The 19,835-nt window shown below is 63.8% G+C and carries 22 protein-coding genes; 1 reads left to right on the top strand and 21 read right to left on the bottom strand.

Going from position 1 to position 19,835, the window contains the following annotated elements:
- The 21 genes from BBTA_RS38305 to BBTA_RS30975 form a co-directional block, all read right to left on the bottom strand.
- On the bottom strand, positions 1-519 hold the full coding sequence (locus BBTA_RS38305) for a phage baseplate assembly protein (protein ID WP_012046428.1): 519 nt from the start codon (positions 517-519) through the stop codon (positions 1-3).
- A 2-nt stretch (positions 520-521) separates the two neighbouring features.
- On the bottom strand, positions 522-1,625 hold the full coding sequence (locus BBTA_RS30880) for a phage baseplate assembly protein (protein WP_012046429.1): 1,104 nt from the start codon (positions 1,623-1,625) through the stop codon (positions 522-524).
- Between the two features lie 3 nt (positions 1,626-1,628).
- Positions 1,629-2,897: a DNA circularization N-terminal domain-containing protein gene (locus BBTA_RS30885; RefSeq protein WP_012046430.1), complete on the bottom strand. Its 1,269-nt coding sequence runs from the start codon at positions 2,895-2,897 to the stop codon at positions 1,629-1,631.
- Positions 2,898-3,040: 143 nt separating this feature from the next.
- Positions 3,041-5,047, bottom strand: coding sequence for a hypothetical protein (locus BBTA_RS30890; RefSeq protein ID WP_012046431.1), 2,007 nt, complete (start codon positions 5,045-5,047; stop codon positions 3,041-3,043).
- Between the two features lie 215 nt (positions 5,048-5,262).
- Positions 5,263-5,562 carry a hypothetical protein gene (locus BBTA_RS30895; protein WP_012046432.1) on the bottom strand — a complete coding sequence of 100 codons (300 nt, stop codon included), beginning with the start codon at positions 5,560-5,562 and terminating at the stop codon, positions 5,263-5,265.
- A gap of 68 nt (positions 5,563-5,630) precedes the next feature.
- Positions 5,631-6,020, bottom strand: coding sequence for a phage tail tube protein (locus BBTA_RS30900; RefSeq protein ID WP_012046433.1), 390 nt, complete (start codon positions 6,018-6,020; stop codon positions 5,631-5,633).
- A gap of 75 nt (positions 6,021-6,095) precedes the next feature.
- Complete coding sequence (locus BBTA_RS30905) at positions 6,096-7,595, bottom strand: phage tail sheath subtilisin-like domain-containing protein (RefSeq protein ID WP_012046434.1); 1,500 nt, start codon at positions 7,593-7,595, stop codon at positions 6,096-6,098.
- 79 nt (positions 7,596-7,674) lie between these two features.
- A complete protein-coding gene (locus tag BBTA_RS30910; RefSeq protein ID WP_012046435.1) occupies positions 7,675-8,004 on the bottom strand; it encodes a DUF2635 domain-containing protein in 330 nt (109 codons plus the stop codon).
- Positions 8,005-8,526, bottom strand: a complete 522-nt coding sequence (locus BBTA_RS30915) for a hypothetical protein (RefSeq protein ID WP_148221533.1) — start codon at positions 8,524-8,526, stop codon at positions 8,005-8,007.
- 248 nt (positions 8,527-8,774) lie between these two features.
- Complete coding sequence (locus BBTA_RS30920; protein ID WP_148221534.1) at positions 8,775-9,116, bottom strand: hypothetical protein; 342 nt, start codon at positions 9,114-9,116, stop codon at positions 8,775-8,777.
- A gap of 71 nt (positions 9,117-9,187) precedes the next feature.
- On the bottom strand, positions 9,188-9,532 hold the full coding sequence (locus BBTA_RS30925) for a DUF2190 family protein (protein ID WP_012046438.1): 345 nt from the start codon (positions 9,530-9,532) through the stop codon (positions 9,188-9,190).
- Positions 9,533-9,622: 90 nt separating this feature from the next.
- The gene (locus tag BBTA_RS30930; protein WP_012046439.1) at positions 9,623-11,677 is read right to left on the bottom strand and encodes a ClpP-like prohead protease/major capsid protein fusion protein; all 2,055 of its coding nucleotides are present in this window, start codon (positions 11,675-11,677) and stop codon (positions 9,623-9,625) included.
- Positions 11,649-12,980, bottom strand: coding sequence for a phage portal protein (locus BBTA_RS30935; RefSeq protein WP_244424495.1), 1,332 nt, complete (start codon positions 12,978-12,980; stop codon positions 11,649-11,651). The genes BBTA_RS30930 and BBTA_RS30935 overlap by 29 nt, the downstream gene beginning before the upstream one ends.
- 206 nt (positions 12,981-13,186) lie before the next feature.
- Positions 13,187-13,447 (bottom strand): phage head-tail joining protein, encoded by a 261-nt coding sequence (locus BBTA_RS30940; protein WP_012046441.1) that lies wholly within the window; start codon positions 13,445-13,447, stop codon positions 13,187-13,189.
- 30 nt (positions 13,448-13,477) lie between these two features.
- Complete coding sequence (locus BBTA_RS30945; RefSeq protein ID WP_012046442.1) at positions 13,478-14,131, bottom strand: hypothetical protein; 654 nt, start codon at positions 14,129-14,131, stop codon at positions 13,478-13,480.
- Positions 14,132-14,168: 37 nt separating this feature from the next.
- Positions 14,169-16,202 carry a phage terminase large subunit family protein gene (locus BBTA_RS30950; RefSeq protein ID WP_012046443.1) on the bottom strand — a complete coding sequence of 678 codons (2,034 nt, stop codon included), beginning with the start codon at positions 16,200-16,202 and terminating at the stop codon, positions 14,169-14,171.
- A 14-nt stretch (positions 16,203-16,216) separates the two neighbouring features.
- Positions 16,217-16,825, bottom strand: coding sequence for a hypothetical protein (locus BBTA_RS30955; protein WP_012046444.1), 609 nt, complete (start codon positions 16,823-16,825; stop codon positions 16,217-16,219).
- A 280-nt stretch (positions 16,826-17,105) separates the two neighbouring features.
- Positions 17,106-17,300 carry a hypothetical protein gene (locus tag BBTA_RS30960; RefSeq protein ID WP_012046445.1) on the bottom strand — a complete coding sequence of 65 codons (195 nt, stop codon included), beginning with the start codon at positions 17,298-17,300 and terminating at the stop codon, positions 17,106-17,108.
- A gap of 7 nt (positions 17,301-17,307) precedes the next feature.
- Positions 17,308-17,871, bottom strand: coding sequence for a hypothetical protein (locus BBTA_RS30965; protein ID WP_012046446.1), 564 nt, complete (start codon positions 17,869-17,871; stop codon positions 17,308-17,310).
- The gene (locus BBTA_RS30970; protein WP_041750989.1) at positions 17,871-18,071 is read right to left on the bottom strand and encodes a hypothetical protein; all 201 of its coding nucleotides are present in this window, start codon (positions 18,069-18,071) and stop codon (positions 17,871-17,873) included. The genes BBTA_RS30965 and BBTA_RS30970 overlap by 1 nt, the downstream gene beginning before the upstream one ends.
- Positions 18,072-18,654: 583 nt before the next feature.
- Positions 18,655-19,308 (bottom strand): hypothetical protein, encoded by a 654-nt coding sequence (locus tag BBTA_RS30975; RefSeq protein WP_148221535.1) that lies wholly within the window; start codon positions 19,306-19,308, stop codon positions 18,655-18,657.
- Here BBTA_RS30975 and BBTA_RS40360 point away from each other — a divergent pair.
- Entirely contained in the window at positions 19,270-19,674 is a 405-nt protein-coding gene (locus tag BBTA_RS40360; RefSeq protein ID WP_148221536.1) for a hypothetical protein, read from the top strand. The two genes, BBTA_RS30975 and BBTA_RS40360, sit on opposite strands and share 39 nt — an antisense overlap.
- Positions 19,675-19,835 lie beyond the last annotated feature (161 nt).

Here is a 19,835-nt window from a genome sequence, read left to right on the forward strand (position 1 = left end):
TCAGCCGATCCTCGCCTTGACGTTGATCGACGGGCCGGAAACCGTCGAAACGAAATCGTAAGAGCCGTCGGTGCCGTCGCCGCCGAGATAGACGATCTGCCCGTCGCCGGGCTTCACCGTCACTTTGTTGTCTTGCGATCGCACCTCGACGACGCCGGTTTTCGCGTTGAGCGAAACCCCGTTGCTACCCTTCGCCCAAACAACGTTGCCCTTGTCGTCATAGAGCGTGGCATTGCCCTCGGGCAGGTTGCGCGGGCGCGCGTCTTTGTGTTCGAAGCCGAGCGCGAGGAGGCGATCCGATCGGCCGCCGAGCGCGAGAAACATGCCCTCGGAGCCGCGCGGCGCGTGCGATGAAAAGCCGTGCATCTGCGGCCGATACACGTCCTCAAACGTCTCGGTTTTGAGGCCGGTCATTTTCTTGAGGATCTGTTGCGTTCCGCTATCGTCGGTTTTCTGCACCGTCGCGCGGCGCAACGAGCCGATCAGCCCCTCTTGCCCCTCGGGAAACCAAATCCACATTGCTAATCGTCTCCCGCGTCGGTGTTCCATGCGGCGCCGGCGCTCCCGCCCTTCGCGCCCTTGCCGCCGAGCGCGCGCGGATCGACGAGCGACAGCACGGTTAGCGATCCGTCCTCGCGATCCTGCGACCACTCGGCCGTCTCAATCGCCATGTCCTGATGCACGTCCGCAAACGTGCTATCGACGAGCACGAGCGCACCCGGCTCCCAAAGCGTCCCGCCCTCGTCGAAAAAGCCTTGCACCGTCACATAGGCTTTCAGTGCGTTGCCGGCCTCGCGATCGCGGCGGGTCTTGGCGCGCTTCTTCGCACGATCCTTGTCGGTGTCGCCGTCGTGAAACACGATCACCGGGCGATAGCGGCCAACCTCGGCGTCGCGGGCAATGCCCTCGACTTGCAAGGCGTCGTCGCCGTGCCCGTAAGGCTTTTGGCCGCGCACGATCACGTCGGAATGTCGGCCGCTCCAATTGTGATCCCCCTCGATCTCTTTGATGTTCTGCCCCTCGATCAGGCCGCCGGCGTGCCGCTTCTTGCCGCCTTTGGTGATCAGGATCGAGCCGTCGGCTTGGCCGACGACGAACACGCCTTGCTCGCGGCAAAGCTTCTCGACGCACCGGAACGCCGTTTCGCCCGGCGTGATGCGGTACACCGGCACTTTCTGCAATTGCTCGTCGGTTGAAACGCCGACGCCGAATTTGTCGATCTCGGCGCCGATCTCGGCCGGCGTCTTGTTTTTGAATTGGTTGGTGTCATGCACCGCGCTTGAGTCGATGAAATCTTGCGACTTCGATCGCCCCGAGATCGTGATCGTTGCCTTGTTGTGCGCGCCGAGTTTCGGCTGATAGCGATCGACATAGCCGCGACACACGAGATCGCCATCGAACATGATGTCGATTTGCGTGCCGGCCTTGAACGTCCAGGCCGTCGCGGCCCCGCCCGGCTCGGCCGCCGCCTCGATCTGGAACGAGCGCGCCGCCGATTGAAACGAAGCCCGCACCATGACGCGGCGCCATGCCGTCCAAAGCGAGCCGTTCGCCTTTACCGTGACGATCGGCGTTTGCCCGCCATGGCCGAGGCCAAAGGCGAACGCCTCTGCAATGCTCAGCATGGTTCACCTCGACAACGCCGTGATCTCGCGCGGCATGAAAAACGGATTGCGTACACGATTGCGGGCAACCAACTCGTCGGCCCGCGTCGGATCGGCGTACAAAAGCCAAGCGAGCGCCAACGAGGGCCGTTGCCGATTGCTTTCGACCGTGATCACCGGCGCGAGGTTGGTGATCGTTTGCGTGAGCCAGTCGATCACCTTGTCGCGCAAATCCTCGATCGCGAGGAACAGCGAGACATTTGCGGCCCCGTTGGTTTGCAACAACTCATTCTCGAAACGCTCGGCGATCTCGCCACGCGCCGTCACGCCATCTGGCCGCGAGACGAATGTCGTCCGCAAGATCGACTCGGCGTACGCGATCAGCGCCGCGAGCCGCACCGCACGCGCGGCGGCGGCGGCATTGGCCGCGCTCAAGCGCTGCGTCGGCGTGAGATAGGCGGGCGCGATCGCAGTCACCGCGCCAAGCACCGTTGGCGATCCGCTCGTGTCTGGAAACGAGGCCGCCAATTCCAACGCGGCCCGCGTCGCCGAGGCCGCCGGCATCGCATCCATAGTTGTGCGCACGAGGCCGACGAGCGACGACACGGCCGCCGAGGCATCGGCGCCCGGCGCCGCCTCGTTGGTGATCGATGTCGCGAAGCTTGCGACGAGCGGCGCGATCGCGTCGCGCACCGTGGCCGACACGGCCGGATCGATTGGGTAAGACTGGCGCACGAGATCGAGCGCAGTTGCCGCCTGCGATAGCGTGTCGGTGACGGCCGCGACGGCCGCCGCCGGCTGGCCGGCCGTCGAGATCGCCGTCGGCAAGGTTTGCGCGATCGAGGCCGCCGCGTTCTCGGCAGCCAGGTATGCGACGTTCGAAAGCAGCGGGATCGAGATCAAGCCCGACGCCGCGCCCTGCCGAACGAATTTCAGTTCGAAGGCGACATAGCCCATTTGATCGCGCTGCGTCGCGCGTTCGAAGGTCTGGCACAACACCGTCACCGGGCCGAAATATGGCACCACGAGCACGCCGGCGCCGCGCGTCGCGAGCGCGGATTTCAGCGTCTCGGCGAGCGCGTCGGCGTTGTCGCCGTGCACATAGGCCGAGCCGCTGTAATAGCGCGGCTCCTCGCCCAAATCCTCGACGAACGGATCGTCGCGATTCGGGAAGGTATGCACGACGAGGCCGCGCCCGCCCTGTTCCTTGTCCTGCTCAAACCAGAACGGAACGCCCTTGAACGATGCCGGCCAAAGCGTTTTGAGCCAGTCGCGCCCTTGCGCTGATGCCATGGTCGGAACCCCTGTTTTTGTATCGTACGAAACAAAACGGCGCCCAAACCGGGGCGCCGTTGACGTGTTGAGCGGGGTTGTGTCGGCCGAGCGATTTCATCGCATGGCCGGCCTCGCGTGTTGATCCTAGTGGCCTTCTGGCGCTAGGGCGCGGCCCCCGCTTCCGGCATAGACCGGCCGGTTGATCCCGAGGTGCCCGAGGCCGGCGTGTTGCTCGATCGAAACGCGTTGATCGCGTTGCTGATCTTTTGCTCGACGGTTGCCCAAAACTCGGAACTCGGCTTAACCGTCACCGTCGCGTCGAGCGTGGCGTTGCCCTCGACGACGGCCTTAACCGGCTCGGCCGTGCCGCCGATCCCAACCGCGCGTTGGATGTCCTGCACGTCGAAACTCGACGCCGGCATGCCTCGCCCCGGCACGCCGGCCGGGCCGTAACCCTTTTCGCTCAACTCGGCCTCGATCGCCGCGCGTTCCTTGGCGTATCGTGCATGCGCCTCGGCCTCGAAATCCTTGTCGCCATAGATGCCGGCGGCATTGTCGGCGTCGTCGAGCGTCTGCAAGCGGGCGAACTTGGCGTCATCGTACCGATAACCGCGCCGGCCCCGAGCGTCGAGAACGTCGGGCCGCGTCGCGATGTCGAGGATCGGCGCTAGCATCGCGGTTGCCTTGGACATGCCAAGCTTGAAGCCGCTCAAGCCTTCGCCCCGGAACAGGCTCCCGGCATTGCTCAAGCCCGTCGATGACATATCGATGCCGAGCGCGGCGGCCATGGCGCCGAAGAACCCCAGCTCGGCGGCCGAGCGCTTCGGGTCTTTCTTGGCGCGCTCCGACATATAACTAAAGCCGCTCGCGAGCCAATTCATACCGCCCGTTGCGGCCGGCATGAACGGCGCCGCCGTGTTGCCGAGATAGTTGTCGATTTGCGCGCCAATGGCCTTTTGCGCGACTTTCGGATCGTTGTGCAGGAATAGTTGCGCCGCGTCGAGGCCCTTCGCGCCTCCGATCAATCCCCAATCCTTTTCAACACGCGCCTTTTGCAGGAAGAACGTATTGAGCAACTGCGCCACCTGTTCGCGCGACGAGATCGAGGTAAACAGTTGCTGAATTTGCTCGTCGGTCTTGCCCTTGCCGTGCAGATATTCAACCGCTGCCTGCGTCCAGTGATACGGGTCCTCATGCCCAGGCCGCAAAAACTCGGCGCCGACCTTCATGAAATTCGGCTTGACGCGCTTCACGTCGCCAACCTTGTTGAATTCGACCTTGCTCATGTCGATCATGCCAAGATCGGCGAGTTGCTTGACGGCATAGTGCTTCATGATGCCGCCGACGAATTGGCTATGAAAGCCCGACATCGCCTTGCCGGCGCCGCCGCCCTTGAACTCTTGGGCAATCGTCGGCGCCGTGGCAAGCATGAAATCATCGCTCAACGCGTTGGTCGCGGCGCGCCCGTACTGGAACATTTCATAGTAATCAGTTGGCCGAAGCGTGTCGCCAAAGACGTTGATCGCCTTCGCCATGCCGTCCATGTAATGCTTGAACTGCGCCTCGTGTTGCGTGACGCCCTTGATTTCCATACCCTTCGCAAGCTTGTCGAAATCTTCTTCAAGCTCCTCGGCCTTCTCGGGGTGCGCACCCATCGCCACAACCTTCAATTGGGCGAGCGGATCGAGAACCTTTGTCGCCTCCTCATAGGTGCCGACGATCGAGCGCACGTTGCGCGCCATGTGCAACATGCTAGTTTGAGAAAGCGCCGGATATTTCTTGGAGATGTCGGCGGCGAGATCGTTTGCCTCGGCCAATTCGTGTTCCGTCATGCCCGCCGCGCGCATGCGCGTTTCCTCGTGCGCACGATCGACCGCGACGCGCGCCGTGCGCTCAGCGATCGCGGTAGCGGCGCGCGATGCCTCATAGGCGGCGAGGCCGCCGGCGGCCATCTTGGCGCCGGTGCCAATCGCCCGCGACGTGCGCTCAAGCCGTCCGATCTGGCGCTCGGCCGTCGCGGCGACATTCATTTGCTTCTGCACGTCGCGATTGAGCGAGTTGGCCGCGCGAGCAATGCGGCCGATCTTTTGCGCAACCGCATCGAAGGCGCCGCCGGTCTCGTCTTTGCCTTTGATGACGGCAAGCGCTTCTAGGATTGTGCTGCTCATACCCTACCCCCCGCGTCGCTTCCGCAACGCCATCGCGCGCCCGGCCCAACGCACCAACTCGGACAAGCCGGCGCGATCGGCCGCGTCGGCATCAACCATGCGATCGACGAGCACGACTAAATCCCACACCATCGCGAGCGGCGAGCGCTCGGCCGCGATCTCGAATAGCTTGTCGGGATCGCCCTTGAACTCGCTATCCCGAATTTCCTTGCCGGCTAGGCCGGCTCGGAGAAAAAACCGACGATCGCATCCTTGACCGCGATCGCGTCCCGCACCGACATATTGTTCATCGCGAGCACCGGATCGGGCTCGACGATCAGCCGCTCGGCATAGGCGCGGATCGCTGCGTCGTTATCGACGAGCGCCATGCCGCCCGAGGTGCGCACCCACGTTTGCGGCGCGCCGAGGGCGAAGAAGTCGCCGGCCGTCGGCTCCTGCACAACAACCGCCGAGATCACGCCCTTTGCGCCCTCGAAAGGCTTTTTCAGTTGAATGGTTTTCGTCTCGCGCGCCATGCGTCGCCCCTTGAAATGATCGAACCGAACAGCGCCGGCGGGATCGCGCCCGCCGGCGTCACATCAGGTTAGCCCTTAAGCTTCTGATACTGCGAACCCTCGATTTTCATGCCGTCAACCTCGCCGGTGGAAAGGTTGACTTTCGGTTCGCCGGTGAAGCGCGCCGAGGTGAAAATGTGGGTGCGGTTGTTGTCGTCCTCGCTGATCGTCGCGTCGATCGACAGCGCGCGCAACTGATCGTTCCACGAGATGCCGGAATTGTCCCGGAACTTGATCTCGGCCGCGAACAGTTTCGGCTTTGCCATGTAGCAGGCCGAACCGTCCTGATTGGCCTTTGCATCGACCGAGATATTCGTCGGATCGATGGTAATGTCGGCGTCGCTCGGCGCGTATCGCGTGCCGCCGATCGAGATCGAGATGCGCCCGCCGAAGCTGTTGTCGCCGGAATCGGATGCCATGAGTTTTCAACTCCAAAATGATGACGAAAGCGCCCGGCCAATGACCGGGCGCCAATGAGACGAGGAGCGTTCCGCTTAGACGGCGGCCACGCCCGATGCAGTCTGATACTGCAAATAAGCCGTGATGTTCGCCGCGAACACGCGCAACTGATTGACGACATCCACCGGCAGATAGGCGTTGACCCGGTTCGCATCGTTCGGATCACGCTCGACGACGACATATTGCGCGAACACGCTCGCGTTCTCACACACGCCGAGCGCAATGAGATCGTTGTAAGCGTGGATCAGCGTGTTGCGGATCGACTTCGGCGTCGCGATCTGCGGCAGATTGAACGGGTTGTCATCCGCAAGCGCCTGCCGCGAATGCACGTTCGAAACCGCCGTGCGGAAGTAGCGAGAGATGAACATCAACTGAAACATCGTCTCGACATCGCGGAACGTGCCGTCGGCGACGCCGGCCGCCGTCGTCTGATACGTGGTCACGAAGCGATCAACAGCAACGAGGCCGTCGGTGCGCACCTTGCAACCGGCGATGCCGTCCGCGTAAAGCGCCTGACGGTCGCTCACGTCCCACCACACCGAATTGTCGCGCGGCGGCAGCACGCCTTGCAGCACGAGCGTTTGCAGCGGGCGCGACACTTCCGGCGCGTCGCCGAGATGCGCGCTCGCGAGCGCGGCGGCGGCGGCGGCCCACTCCCACTCGGGAGTTGGCGAACGCTGCGAACCGATCACGGTCACATGCTGATCGTTGCGGGTGTTGCCGAACGTCACGAGCGACGACAGCGTGCCGAACTGCGCCGTGAAATAGTGCCCGTACAACTGCTGAATGGGCGACCAACGGCCGGAACTGTCATTCAGGAAGTCGCGAACCGCATTGAGCGAAGTCGCGTCCGAATAGGCGCCGCCGAGGAAATCGTATTCCTGATCGCCGAGCGACGCGAGCGGGCCGGCGAGATCGGGCACGCCCGAGCCGCCGGTCAATCCGACGATCGTCGTGTTGCTCGCCGACAGCACGTTCGACTCGTCGGTGGCAACGGCGAATTCCTGCCCGTTGAACACCGCGCCCTTGTGATTGGCCGTGACGTTCACCTTGGCCGGCGTGGTGCCATCGACGGCCGCCGTGTAGGGCAGGCCCATCGCGTTGATCGCAGTCGCCGCGTTGGTCGCGACATTGGCGCCTGTGTCGGCCGCGTTGACCTGAAACACCACGCGGCGGCCGAGCATGTTGAGGATCGCGGCGCCGGTGACGCCGGGCGCCGTGAACGTGGCCGAGCCGGCGGCGGCGGCGCCGGCGGGATCGGCGAGCGGCAGCGCCCAAATCGGCTGAAACGGTGCATTCTTGCGGGCGATGCGGTACATCGCGGAAAGCTGCGAACCGACGCCGAACACTGCGTCGGCCTCGCGCTCATTCTGGATCGGGCCATAGACGACGCCAGCGGTTGCAGTGCCGGCCGCAAGCTTCTGGCCGATCATCAGCACGCGCGGGCTTGCCTGATACGGCGTTCCGCCGGAATTGATCTCGGCATAGAAGAACGGCACCAACTCGTTGCCGGGAATGTTGTTGAACAACACCATGTTGACGTGACTCCTCGATCGCGCGGCGCGTGACGCCGGCGTTTTTCAGGTTGACGATTTGAGAGGGGAAGCGAGGCGCCTAGTTCGGCGCGTGCGGGTGCAAGCACGTCGCGCGGACGCGACACACGGACGGCTCGGGACACGTCACGCAATTTGTGAACGCGGCCGGCTCGGATGCCGCGATCGGCTCGGCCGGCGCCGGCGCCGGTGCGGCGGGCGCGCTCGCGACTGCAGTCGCGGCGGGCGGCGATGACACGACAACATCTTTGTCGCGAATGCGCCGCGTCCAATACTGATTGCCGGGCTTCCACTCGCCGGCCGCGTCGAGCGGCTTGAGCGACGCCGGATCGCGCACGAGCACAACCCCGCCGCCGTCAGCCGGCGCGGGCTTCAAATAGACGTTTTCCATTTACGTTCCTTGCAGGTTGCCGGCGACCCCTTGCACCGACGCCGGGTTATTGGTGACGGGTTGCGGCTTCATGCCGATGCCGACGGTGTTGAGGTTGACGCGCGTCGGCATGACGTACGCCGCGCGGGCGGCGCCGAGCACGAGCGCCGTGAGATACGTCGAGCCGTTGAGCGCGCTCGCAATCGGCTGCAACGCCGCCGGAAGGCGGGCGAGATCGACGGGCGCGGTTGTCGGCGCCGGATCGAGATAGCTTTCTTTCATGCGGTAGCGCGCGCGGATCGTGCGGCGGGCGAGCCGGATTTCCTCCTCGCCGGATCGATGCGCGTTCGACTCCCAACTCTCGGCGATGCCCTTCGCCATGTTCTGAAACAACGCGCCGCTCGGCGCGAAGTGGAGCACCTGATAGATTTCATCCTCAAGCGCGTCGAGCGCGGCCTCGGTTTCGCCGTCCGTCTCGCAAAAGTCGATGATCGGTTGCCCGCCATCGACGGCGAACTTGCTCACAACCGAGATTTCGAACACGAGATCGACCTCGCCCTTGTGAAACAGCGGGCCGGCTTGCGCGATCTTAGTTAGGCTCGTCGCTTCCGTATAGACGCCGATCAACGGCCGCTTAGCCTCGTCGCCGGCGAGATCATCGATCGGATCGATGCGCGAGTCTGAAACATATTGCTCGGCGATCGTCGGCCAAGGGCCGTTTGTCGCGAGCAATGAGGAGGGCCGCAGCGCTTCAAGCGCGCAAAGCCGCATGAACGTACGCGCGAGCATCGCTAAACCCCGTTGAGCGAGACGCGGACAAAGCCCGGCGTCGAGGGCAACACCTCATGCACCTTGAAGCGGCGCCCGGTGTCCTCTTGCACTGCCTGATCGCCGATGCGCGGGCGCCATGGCAGCAAGGCGAGATCGAGCGACACATAGGGCCGCTCGCTGGAATGCGCCGCGCGCTCCGGCTGCACGCCCGGTTGCCGGAACGGGCCGGCGGCGGCCCGAGCGGCCGGCTCGGCAAACACGCAACGCACATGCTGCACCACGTCCCGGCTTGAGTCCGGGATCAATGGCGCGTTGCGATCGGTTTGATAGGCCATCGGGGCGAACGTGAACAGTTCGCCCATGACCCTATCATGCGTCGCCGCCGCAGCGGCAATCGCACGCGCAAACGGCGACGGCATGACGTGGACTCCCGTTAGATCGTGCTGATGCCCAGCTTGACGCGGCCGACGACATCGCCCGACGCCTGCACCGACAGCGCCGAGCCGACGCGGGTGTTGTTGGTGGCCGTCTTGGTGAAGTTGCCGGCGGTGTTGTCCCAATAGAGAATATCGCCGATCGCCCAGGCCGCGCCGGCCGCCTTCGGCACGCCGTCATAGACGCCACGCGTCACGATTTCGAGATCGTCGCCGACGTTGACAGTCTTGTGCACGGCGCACCCGAAGATCGAGGCGCCGACGAGAACGAACTGCCCGCTTGCGATGTTCGCGATCGGGGCCGGAACGTTGAGGTTGGCGCCCTTCTGATAGTAGTTCTGCATTGCTTGCTTTCTGTTGCTGGCACGGTTGAAACGAAAACGGAGATCGCCGGTAAGCGATCGCCGTTCAACTCATCAGGTAGTGCGGCGCGATTACGCGCCGGCCGACTTGTAGAGCGCGCGGTAGTCGAGGAGGTTCACGCCGGCATCGTGGCGCACCTTGAACTCGACGCCATCGACGTTCCAGCCCTCGCGCTGCTCAAGCACCGGCTGTGCCACGCCGTCGAGGTAATCGACCTCGATCGTGTCATACTGCGACGGCGAGCCGGCGAGATACCACGCGGTTGCCGAGTTGACATCGAGACGCGCGTCGGAAATGACCTCGGCCATGTTGGCGACGCGGTTCGCGACGGCGGCGTTGTTCTGTCCCGGCTCGGACTGCGAGGCCATGAACTGATGCGCCTTGCCCTGCATCGCGACCGGCGTGAGCAGGAACGACGGGCGGATGTTGAGCGCGACGGCGTTCGCGTCGGGATCGACCTGCTTCGCCATCGCGGCGCGGCCGGCGTCGAGCGAGTCCGCGGACATGACCGAACCGGCGCCCGTGGCGAGGTTGCCGTGCGCGGTATGGAACAGCGGCTTTCCGTCGGCCATGTTGGCATTGACGGTCAGCACGCCATACACGAGATTGCCGACGGTGCGCTTGGCGGCGCGGCCCATCTTCATGGGCACCTTCGAGAACGCGTTGAGATCGTCATTCTTGATCGACTGGCGCGTGATCGAGAACATCTTGCCGAAGGTGGCGAGCGCCAGCGTCACGCCGCGATCGGTCAGCTTGGCATACTTGTACTCGGCGCCTTCGTTGACCTGATCGAGCACCGGGAACACGCCGAGATCGACGCGCGTCGCGGTCTTGAAGTCAGTCAGAACGCCGGTGCCGGTCCACTTCTGGAACGTCTCCTCGGCTTCCTCATAGCCCTTCAACATCGACTTGTGCGCGACGTTGGCGAGGATGTTGACGAAATCCGAAGTCGAGAGCGCGCCCGACATGACGACGGACTGCATGGCAGTCCCGATCATCGTCAGCTCGTCGCTCGTGCGGAGGCGAACGCCGCGAAGATCGAGCGACATACGCGCCAGTTCGAACAGCCGACGGCCGGTGAACTCATTGCGCTCGCCGCCGGCCATGTCCAGCTTGGCGAGGATGCCGGCGGTGGCGCCGGTGACGAACTTCTCGGTCGCGTCGAGGCCCATCGAAACGGTGCCGTGGCCGCCCGCCGGATTCGGCGTGGTGCGCTCGGCCGACAGCTTGGCGATCAGCGCATCCTTTGCCTGCTCATGCGAGGCCGAGGCGGCGACGATCGTGTTGAGATCGGCGAGCGTGAGGCCGGAATTGCCGGCCGAGGCGTAGAAGCCGGCGGCCCAAGACTTGCCGGCCTCGGCAGCGGGCGCAGCGGCGGCAACCGGCGCGGCCGGCGCGGCAGCGGTGCCAGGCACCACGACGGCGGCGGTTGCGTTGGCGGCAGCGTTCGCGGCTGCGATTTCTTCAGGAGTCATCGTCTTGCTTTCCCTTTTGGTTGCGGCGATCGCCGCGTTGGACTCGTCGCGAACCCGAACGGGCAAGCCCTCGGGTGCGCTCGCATAAACGCGATAGTCATAGGCGGCCATCGCGGTAGCCGGCTCGTCGATTTGCTTAGTGGCAAATCCTTGCGTGACGGCCTCGCCGGCCGTGAGCCACGTCGTCGCAAGCATCAGCTTGCGAACCTCTTTCGCATCCATGCCGGCGCGGATCGCATACACGGATGCGTAGTTGTCAGCGAGTTTGTGCAGGAACGCCGCCGCGTCCTCGTGCACCTTGGCCGGGCCGCGCGTGTAGCCGGACGGATCATGGATCATCATCATGGCGCCGGTGCGCATCTCGATCTCGTCGCCGGCCATCGCGATCAACGAGGCGGCCGAGGCCGCGATGCCGTCGATCGCAACCGTGATCTTGCCGGGGTGCGCCTTGAGCAACGAATAGATCGCCATGCCCTCGGTGGCGATGCCGCCGCCCGAGTTGATCCGCACGGTGGCGTCGCCGCCGCCAAGCTCGACGAGCGCTTTCGCGACCTGTTCGGCCGTGAAGCCGTCGCCCCATCCCCACGGATCACCAACATCGCCGTAGAGATAGATTTGCCCGCTAATTACTAGGCTTTGCGTTTCCGCCATCTTCCTTTTTCCCATCGTCTGAAAGCACGCCGCTCAAGTCGGCCTTGTACGGGTACGGGCGGCGGCCGTCGGAATCCAAACCGATCCCGAGTCTGTCGATTTTCTTTCCGGCCTCGGCGATCTCGGCGAGGATCACGTCGGGATCGTGCCCGAGCGCGCGCAACTCCTCTTGCAGCGAGGAGAGGCCCGAGCGGATCGCATCGCGCATCGCCGGCACCTCTTTCGCCGGCTCGATCATCTCGCGGCGCGGCGGCGTATGACGCAACCGAACCTTGCCGCTCAAGTCCTGCCCGATCTCGATCCCGGCCGCCTCAAGGAACCAACGGCCGATGCCGTCGCATCCGTGCGGGATCAGCATGTGCCAACGCCAGTGATCGACATTCTTGTTGAACTGGATCAGGCCGAGCCGTCCCGAGATGAACGACACGTCGCTATTGTCCGTCGAAAGCAACTCATACGGCACGCCGTAGCCGGCGGCGATGCGATGCCCCTTGCTCTTGATGTAGTCCGAAAAGCCTTGCGCGATCGGCGGCGAGGCCATCGTCGCCTTGACGCCCGAGGGCAGCTTTTGAATGAGACCCGGCTCAAGCCGCTCGATCAAGGTGCCGTTGCGCGTGATTTGCGTCGCGTTCTTCTGCGCAAGGTTTTGATCCGGCGACGCGCCCTCAAGGAACACGGCGAAGCACGCGGCGATTTTCTGCCGCACCAATTCCGCATCCTCGAAATCGTGCAAATCCGAAAGCGTCATGATGACGGGCGCGCACCACGGCACGCCGCGCGATTGGCCGGGCCGATCGAGCCGATAGACGTGCAGCACTTCCGAGGCTGCAACGCGGATCGTCTTTGGCAACTGCCATGTGACGCCGCCGCCGGGGTGCTCGGTGAACAGATGATAGGCGACCCGGCGGCCTTGCTTGTCGAACTCAATGCCCTCGAAAATGAAGCCGCCGTCGCCCGTCGGGCCGTTGATCAGCGAATTGATGTAGTCCGGCTCATACACGCGGACCTGAAACGGCAGCGGCAGGCCGCGCCGGCTCGTCGGCGTGATCCGCACGACGATTGCCTCGCCGGACTCAACAACGGTGTCCATGATCAGCCGTTGCAAGCCGTAAATGTCGAGCCGGCCCTCGACATCGATCGCCGTCGTTTCGAGGTGATCGCGGATCAGCCCTTGCAGCCGTGCTTTCACCCGCGCGCTTTCCGTCTCGACGGTCGGCAAGATGCCGGCGCCGACGACGTGCGAACCGATGACCTCGATCGCGTTCGCCGCGATCGCATTGTTGCGTCGCAAATCGCGCGAGATGTCGCGCAAGCGGCCGAGAGAAAACATCGTCTCGGCGTTGGCGCTCGTCGCCGGGTAATGCCGGCGCATGCGAAACGAGCGCGAGGCGCCATCGTAATGCGCCGTGGCGCTTTCGAAAGCGTCGATCTGCGCCCGCGCCGCCGCCCGACGCGCACCGCGCTCCGGCGAAATGTAGCCGATGGCTCGATCAATCCAGTTTCCAGCCATCAGAACCAACCCCGACAATCCCACTCGCCATACGGCCAATGGCCGTGCGTGAGTCCGCTGTGATACACGCCGACGCTACGCGACGGCGGCACGTTCTGCGGGTTGACCTGCGACTCGATGAAAGCGAGCGTCGTCATCATGTCGTCGAGTGATCGATATTCGACCTCGCGACTATCGGCGCCCGAGCCGAACTTGACGCGACGGGCGCCGGTTGCGATCGCTTCCTTGAGCGCGTCGATGTCGTCTTGCGTGTAAGCCATCGCCACACCTCACAAAGCGGTTGCCCGCGATTACGGGATTTTCTTCGCCGCGAATTGCGCGAACACCTGATCGAGCCACGTCCGCGTCATGCCGCGCAAAACCGCCGACTTGTCGGTCTTGGCGAACTGCGAAAATGGCTTGTTCGACTTATCGACGGCCTCGGCGGCGCCGGTGATCAGCATCGGAATTTCGATCGCGTCGGGCGGGAAGTCGAATTTCGTGCCGCTGATGCGGTTGCCGACGAGAATGTGCCGCGCGCCGCCGGCGAGGCGCCGAGCAACCGGCACCACTTCCGAGAGCGACGCCTGATTGTTGCCGAGCACATGCAACACGTCGATGTCGAACCGCGCCTGATCGAGGAAACCGATGTTGGCGAGCAAATCGAGCGACGGCGACAACATCGACGCCTTGATGTCGATCACCGTCACGGTTTCGGCCGTGAGCGCGTCGAAAACGCGCATCTGATCGCTCAAGTCGGCGAGATCGACGATCTCGGTGCGCTCGGGATAGAAGCGCTTGAGCACGCCGACGACTTTTCCGGTGTCGTCGATCGCGTCGTTTTGCGTGTCGAAAGCGCGGTTGGCGATGCCCTGCGCATCGAGATAGTCGATCACGGCGCGCGAGACGGTGGTTTTGCCGACGCCGCCCTTGTCGGCGCCGACGACGATCACTTTGGGCTTCATGGTCCGGATTTCCCTTTTGTATCGTACGAAACAATTTTCACCAGCCGCCGCCGAGCCATCCGCTCGTGTCGCGGCCAAGCCAACCCGAGCCTTGCGGCTCGTCGGGCGCGATCGCCGCCGGCGGATCGGCCGGCGGCGGATCGGCCGGCGCCTCGACGGGCGCCGGTGTTGCGGACGCGGGACTCGACGACGCAACTTGAACAGCGAGCGGCGGCGGGGCGAACAAGTCGCCTTGCTTGATCGCCGGCGCTCGATCGCGAGCTAGAATTTTCCACTCGTCTGCCGTCATGCGCGAAAGGCCGAGGTGATCGGCGATCGCCATGTTGTAGATCCTGCAGTCGAGGAAATGGTTGTCTTGGTTGCCGCGCAAGCGCCAACCCTTCGAAACCCGCCCGCGCGATTTGATGTCAGCCAGGTATTCGGCCGTAACCTGCTTGAAGTAAATTTCGTCGAGCCATTTGCCGAAATGGCAGTAACCCGGCGGATCAACCTCGTGCCCGGCCGCCTTGCCCTCGCGCCTCAAATCCTCGTACCAATGGCCCTTGAGCGACCATGTGCCGACGGGCCAAAGCTTCGCAAAGCCAAGCTTGCGGCCGTCCAAGTCGATGTCTTTGACGCTCGGCGTGCCGATCGCCGGCAAATGCCAACCGTCGCGGCCGTCAACCGCATACGCGAGATGACGCGAGGCGCACCAATGATAGACGACATGCGAGCGAAAGCCCGAGTCCACGGCGAAGCCATCGACGCGACGCTTGCCGCCGAACGCATCCGGCCACTCGCGATCATAAATCTCGGCGAGTTTCAGGAACGCGCCCGCGTTGGCGTCGGTGGTGTCGCCTTCCAGAACGTCGGTGAACACCACCCACGACTCGCGGTTCGGCGCCCATGCAACAACCTCGACATAGATGCCGCGCATCTGCACGTCGGCGGCGGCCGTGAGCATCAGGCCGCGCGGCGGGATGCGCCCGCGCACGTAATCCTCGCGCCGCTCCAAGAGGCGAACATGATCGGGCGCGTCGCCCTTCATTTCGTACGCCTCGCCGAGCGTCAGGTTGTAGAACGCTTTCAGCTTTCCGGGATCGGACTGCGCGGCGATCCATCGCTCGGCGATCTTGTCCCATGGCACGAACGGCGAGGACATCGCGTCGATATGATACGACGGGAATTTGCCCGGTGCCGGCGCCGTCGCGATCCACTCGCCCTTGCGCACGAGATCGTTTTTCTCGTGCGCCTGCACCGGATAGCCGCAACACGGCGCGATGTAGTGCGCCGCGTACGGGAATTGCTCGTTGAATTTGAAATTCGGCCCCCATCGGAACGCGAATTTTTCGTCACATTGCGGGCATTTCACATGCCAATAGCGCTGATCGCCGGCGTTGAATTGCTCGTCGATGTAGCAAGCGCCTTTCACCGTCGGCGTCGAGATGTTGATCTCTTTCCAGTCGCCGGTGGCGAGGAACGACTCGTAACGCGCCTCGATCATCGCGTGCGGCGATCCCTGCCCGTCGAGATCGGCCGGATATTCGCTCGCCTCGTCTTTGATGATCTTTCGCTTGGTCTTTGAGCGCAAATCCGCCGTCGAGTTGGCGATCGCGAGCGCCATCGATCCGCCGGGGTAGCGCTTGAGATACGTCGTCGAGCCTTCGCCCGAGCGCGACACTTGCGGCTTGACCCGCGCTTTCAGCGCCTTCGATTGCTCGATCGCCGGATTGAGTTTGTCGGCGATGAAGTCGGCGAGCGCGCCGTCGGTTGGCTGCACAAGCAAGATACCGCCGGCGGGATCGGTATCGATCGACGAGCCGACGACAGCGATCGCCATAACCGTGAACCCGGTTTGAGCGCTCTTTTTGATCGCCTCTTTGTTGACCGGCGAGTCCGGGCCGGAATTGTTCAACGGCTCGACGACGTACGGCGTAAGCGTAGGGTCCCAAAGCGTGTTGGCTCGCGGGCCGTCGGGCACGATCAGGTTTTGCGCCGCCCACTCGGCCGGCAGCACCTTGCGCGGCGGGCGCGCAAGCGCCGCGACCTCGCGCGCATAGAGCGCGAGGGCCGCGTGTTTGAAACGTAGCATGTTGCACCGGCTGGTTAGGCCGGCTCGCTTTCGTCCGGCTCGATCATTGACGGCTCGGCCTCGGACGCGAGCATTTCCATTGCATCGGCGATCGCCGCGCGGAGATCGCGGGCGATCTCTTTGAGGCGCCCGCGCACGCCCTGCACGCCATCCTTGACGGCGGCGGCGGCGATCGCCTCGGCGAACGTCGGCAAGCCGTCAACAATGCTCACGATCTTTTCGCCGGCCTTCTGCCCGGCCTCTTTCACCTCGGCCGCCGGCACGAGGCGGCCGAGCCGTTCCTCAAGCTCGAGATAGCGGAGATCGGCGGTATACTGCGCATTGCGCGCCTGATGATCGCGAAGCGCCGGCGATGTCGGCGTGTTGCCGGTCTCGGCCTCGGCGCGCGTCTCGGCGGCGCCTTCCTTGATCGCGTCGCCGGTTTCTCCGACGGCGAGATCGAACGCGGCGAGGTTCACGAGTTTCGTTCCGTTCGGCCCCGGCCGTGCTTCGAGCTTGCCGGCCTCGACGAGCGAGTCGACCCGCTTCGCGATCGCTTGCCGTGATTTGCCGTGCTGGCGCGCAATTTCCGATACCGACAGCCAAAGGCCGGCGTGGAGATCGAGGCGCGAGTCGTCGCTCATAGCGGCGATCCCCCTCCACAAATGAAGCAAGGCTGCGGCGCCGAGCGATCGCGAGACCACGGTGCATCCATCCAATGCGGCGCCCAACGACCCGTTACAGCTTCATACCCGATTGGCAAGATCACCCACCAAACAAACAGCGCGCAGACGACGCAAAGAACGACTCGCATGATGTCAACCTGTCAACCGTGTCAACCCAAGTTTCGATTTTTGCCGCTGGCGAAATCTCGGGGCGCGCTTGGGCCGTAGGGGGGCGGCGCCCCGGAAGGACCCGGCCGATTTACCGCACGAGGACCGCACCGGCCACGCCGCCGAGCACGAGTGCGCCGAGGGATGGCAGCATGACAGCCGTCGCCGAGCCGCCAGCAAGCCACACCGCAAGCGAGATTACCGTCGCACCTGACAACAGAACGCCGAGCATTGCAGCGCGCATGCTCCAATTGAACAGCACCTCGACCAACTTATGTTTCGTCATAATCGCCTCAGGCGTGGCCGGCGAGGATCGCAGCAATCTCGTGCTGCAAACGCGCGGGAAGAATGGTTGCGACAGCGGCTAGGAACTCATGCTCACTCGCGCCGCTGATCATCTCTTTCGGGATGAACAGGCCCGAGCGCTGCGACGAGATCGGCGTGCGGTCCCTGCCTGCCCGCATGTAGACTTGGCCGCCGAGGTTGAGGCCGACACGATGCGGGAATTTGCCGCCCCTGGTAAACGTGCCGCCATACACGCGCCGCTTGTTCCACGGCGCCGCCGAGACGCCCTTGCGTGTCTCACGCGCACCGAAATACTTGAGGTGCACGTTGCCGCCGCGCGACTTGATTTGATAGCCCCCGCCGGCCGGCTTGCCGACGAGGGCGCGGGCGAGCACGGCGCGCTTAAGGCCGGTTTGCTTGACGAGCGCGCGGATCATGCGCGTTTTCGCCATCGTGCCGGTGCGGAACACCGCGCGCTTGATCGCCGCCGGCGCTTGCGCCTCGGCTTGTTTGAACAGCGCGGCAAGGTGCTCGACCTTCGCCGCGTCGATCTCAAGCTTTGCGAACGCCATCAGCGTGGCCTCGTGAGGTTGGATCGGAGCAAGGCGAGTTGGTTACTCGCCGCCGTGCGCAGCGCGCCCGAGCGCGCATCCTGCGAAAGCGTGCGCGCCACAAAGCCCGCCGATTCAGCGAGCGTTTTGACGTCACCACGCACGGCGGCGGACACGCCGCGCACGATCGCTTGTTTGCGTTCATTGCAGCGGCAACCCATGTCACACCTCACAAAGGGGATCATCACGCGAGCGAACGCGGCACTTGCGCACAAAGGCTTTCTGACTTGGAGGCCCGTCGCCGTGCGCGTGATGATGTTCGAAACAGTGCGCGCGATATTTTAGAGCGCGTCGCCGCAGCGCGCTTGCCTTCCGGCTTTCAGTCTTTGCGAGTTTGCCGATGTCACCGCACAGATAGTCCGCGACAAGAGCCGGTCGGAAACCGTTAATCCGGTTTGTTGTGCGTTAAGGCGGCGATCTATGGCGCATCGCGTTGCGTCATCAGTAGGATGCAAAATCACCCGCATTTAGCGGGCGTTGGCTTTCAGTCATTGCGCCACTATCGGCGCCCCGTCGAACCGGCCGCGCCACTCGCGCGCCGGGTAGTCTCACACAAACCGGGAAGCAAGCTTGTTACTTCATTGCCGTTTTCCCTTGTTGGCGATCTAGGCTCAATCAATCAGGATCAAGAAACGCCAAACCCGCCTTGCGGGCGGGCTTCTTTGTTCGCCTTTTGGAACGCTCCGGGTGTATGTCAAGCGGCGCGTTCCGGCAACCCACCCCCATCAAGAAAGCCGGCAAACCCTATGCCGCACGGGGTTTCCGCATTTTCTCCCGGCTCGCTTTTTTGTAGCTCGCGACCGTCTCGGCCTCGATGGGTGACTCGATCGGCTTACCGGCTGGCCGGCGCCGAGGCGACAGCGGATAGCCCTTGGCTTCATAGGCGGCGAACGCATCGCGGAAGATCACGCGGGCCGCGAGCGGCGCCGGATCGAGCCAAGGCATCAGCGGCAACGCCGGCGGCGTCGGCTCATACTGGCGCAGCGCACCGGCGAGATCGAGCGCGAGCGCCGACAAGGCGCCGTGCCACGCCACCCATTCGGCGCGCGAGTGAGCAACCGACAGCGGCGAAGGATCGTGCCACTCGATCGGCGAGCGCGGGCGCATAGATGCGTTCCACTCGCCGTCGCGCATGCGAGCACGGCCGCGATTTTTCTTGATCGCGATCTCATAACCCTCGGCGTCGAGGCCGTGCACAAGCGGCATAGCGCGCAACTCGCCGCGCTCGTTAAGCGCCTCGACGAACACTTGCCGAGGCGCCGGATCGTCAAAGCGCCATTTCGGGCGCGAGCCTTGCGTCGCCGAACTAATAACGATCGAGCGCGGATCGAACGATGCCGACATGATCGCCTCGGGCGCATGGCCGGCGATGCCGACGAGATCGCCGAACAGCGGCATAACCTCGACGCGATCCTCGAATTGCGCGAACGTGTCGAGAGCACGGATCGCGGCGCCGACGATCAGCGCGTCGGGGTGAGGATCACCGGCGAGGAAGCCGAGGCCGCCGCCGCTCGCCGAGACATCGACGCGCACGCCGAGGGCGCAGTATTGCGTGATCACCTGCCACGGCGTCGCCGCAACCGCCTGCCCCTTCGGCAATTCCTCACGCACGGCCCATTGCACGAGTTTTTCGATGTCGATTTTCGTTTTCACGGCGGATTGCCCCCTGGTGATCGTGCTGAATTTCAAAAGTGTAGCGATGTAGGGAGGTGTAGGGAGATTTTTGACCCTACACACTTGTTTTTTTCTTTTTTTATCAGCTAGTTACACCCCAAAAGTGTAGGGATGCAGGGTTGAGGTGTCGGGTGACATATGAGAGTTGAGAGTTTCCCCCTTACCCCCATTAGAGAAAATACTGATATAGATCCCCGTTTCCCTGCACTTCCTACACTTCGCGGATAAACTACTGATCCGCCTAGCCGAAT

Origin of the sequence: Bradyrhizobium sp. BTAi1 (assembly GCF_000015165.1) — a bacterium.
Classification (GTDB): Bacteria; Pseudomonadota; Alphaproteobacteria; order Rhizobiales; family Xanthobacteraceae; genus Bradyrhizobium; species Bradyrhizobium denitrificans.

Excerpts from the sequence above, each read along its gene's own strand:
- BBTA_RS38305 (WP_012046428.1), bottom strand. The coding sequence starts at position 519 with ATGTGGATTTGGTTTCCCGAGGGGCAAGAGGGGCTGATCGGCTCGTTG.
- BBTA_RS30880 (WP_012046429.1), bottom strand. The coding sequence starts at position 1,625 with ATGCTGAGCATTGCAGAGGCGTTCGCCTTTGGCCTCGGCCATGGCGGG.
- BBTA_RS30885 (WP_012046430.1), bottom strand. The coding sequence starts at position 2,897 with ATGGCATCAGCGCAAGGGCGCGACTGGCTCAAAACGCTTTGGCCGGCA.
- BBTA_RS30890 (WP_012046431.1), bottom strand. The coding sequence starts at position 5,047 with ATGAGCAGCACAATCCTAGAAGCGCTTGCCGTCATCAAAGGCAAAGAC.
- BBTA_RS30895 (WP_012046432.1), bottom strand. The coding sequence starts at position 5,562 with ATGGCGCGCGAGACGAAAACCATTCAACTGAAAAAGCCTTTCGAGGGC.
- BBTA_RS30900 (WP_012046433.1), bottom strand. The coding sequence starts at position 6,020 with ATGGCATCCGATTCCGGCGACAACAGCTTCGGCGGGCGCATCTCGATC.
- BBTA_RS30905 (WP_012046434.1), bottom strand. The coding sequence starts at position 7,595 with ATGGTGTTGTTCAACAACATTCCCGGCAACGAGTTGGTGCCGTTCTTC.
- BBTA_RS30910 (WP_012046435.1), bottom strand. The coding sequence starts at position 8,004 with ATGGAAAACGTCTATTTGAAGCCCGCGCCGGCTGACGGCGGCGGGGTT.
- BBTA_RS30920 (WP_148221534.1), bottom strand. The coding sequence starts at position 9,116 with ATGGGCGAACTGTTCACGTTCGCCCCGATGGCCTATCAAACCGATCGC.
- BBTA_RS30925 (WP_012046438.1), bottom strand. The coding sequence starts at position 9,532 with ATGCAGAACTACTATCAGAAGGGCGCCAACCTCAACGTTCCGGCCCCG.
- BBTA_RS30930 (WP_012046439.1), bottom strand. The coding sequence starts at position 11,677 with ATGGCGGAAACGCAAAGCCTAGTAATTAGCGGGCAAATCTATCTCTAC.
- BBTA_RS30940 (WP_012046441.1), bottom strand. The coding sequence starts at position 13,447 with ATGGCTTACACGCAAGACGACATCGACGCGCTCAAGGAAGCGATCGCA.
- BBTA_RS30945 (WP_012046442.1), bottom strand. The coding sequence starts at position 14,131 with ATGAAGCCCAAAGTGATCGTCGTCGGCGCCGACAAGGGCGGCGTCGGC.
- BBTA_RS30950 (WP_012046443.1), bottom strand. The coding sequence starts at position 16,202 with ATGCTACGTTTCAAACACGCGGCCCTCGCGCTCTATGCGCGCGAGGTC.
- BBTA_RS30955 (WP_012046444.1), bottom strand. The coding sequence starts at position 16,825 with ATGAGCGACGACTCGCGCCTCGATCTCCACGCCGGCCTTTGGCTGTCG.
- BBTA_RS30960 (WP_012046445.1), bottom strand. The coding sequence starts at position 17,300 with ATGACGAAACATAAGTTGGTCGAGGTGCTGTTCAATTGGAGCATGCGC.
- BBTA_RS30965 (WP_012046446.1), bottom strand. The coding sequence starts at position 17,871 with ATGGCGTTCGCAAAGCTTGAGATCGACGCGGCGAAGGTCGAGCACCTT.
- BBTA_RS30970 (WP_041750989.1), bottom strand. The coding sequence starts at position 18,071 with ATGGGTTGCCGCTGCAATGAACGCAAACAAGCGATCGTGCGCGGCGTG.
- BBTA_RS40360 (WP_148221536.1), top strand. The coding sequence starts at position 19,270 with ATGGCCGGCGATGCCGACGAGATCGCCGAACAGCGGCATAACCTCGAC.
- BBTA_RS30975 (WP_148221535.1), bottom strand. The coding sequence starts at position 19,308 with ATGCCGCTGTTCGGCGATCTCGTCGGCATCGCCGGCCATGCGCCCGAG.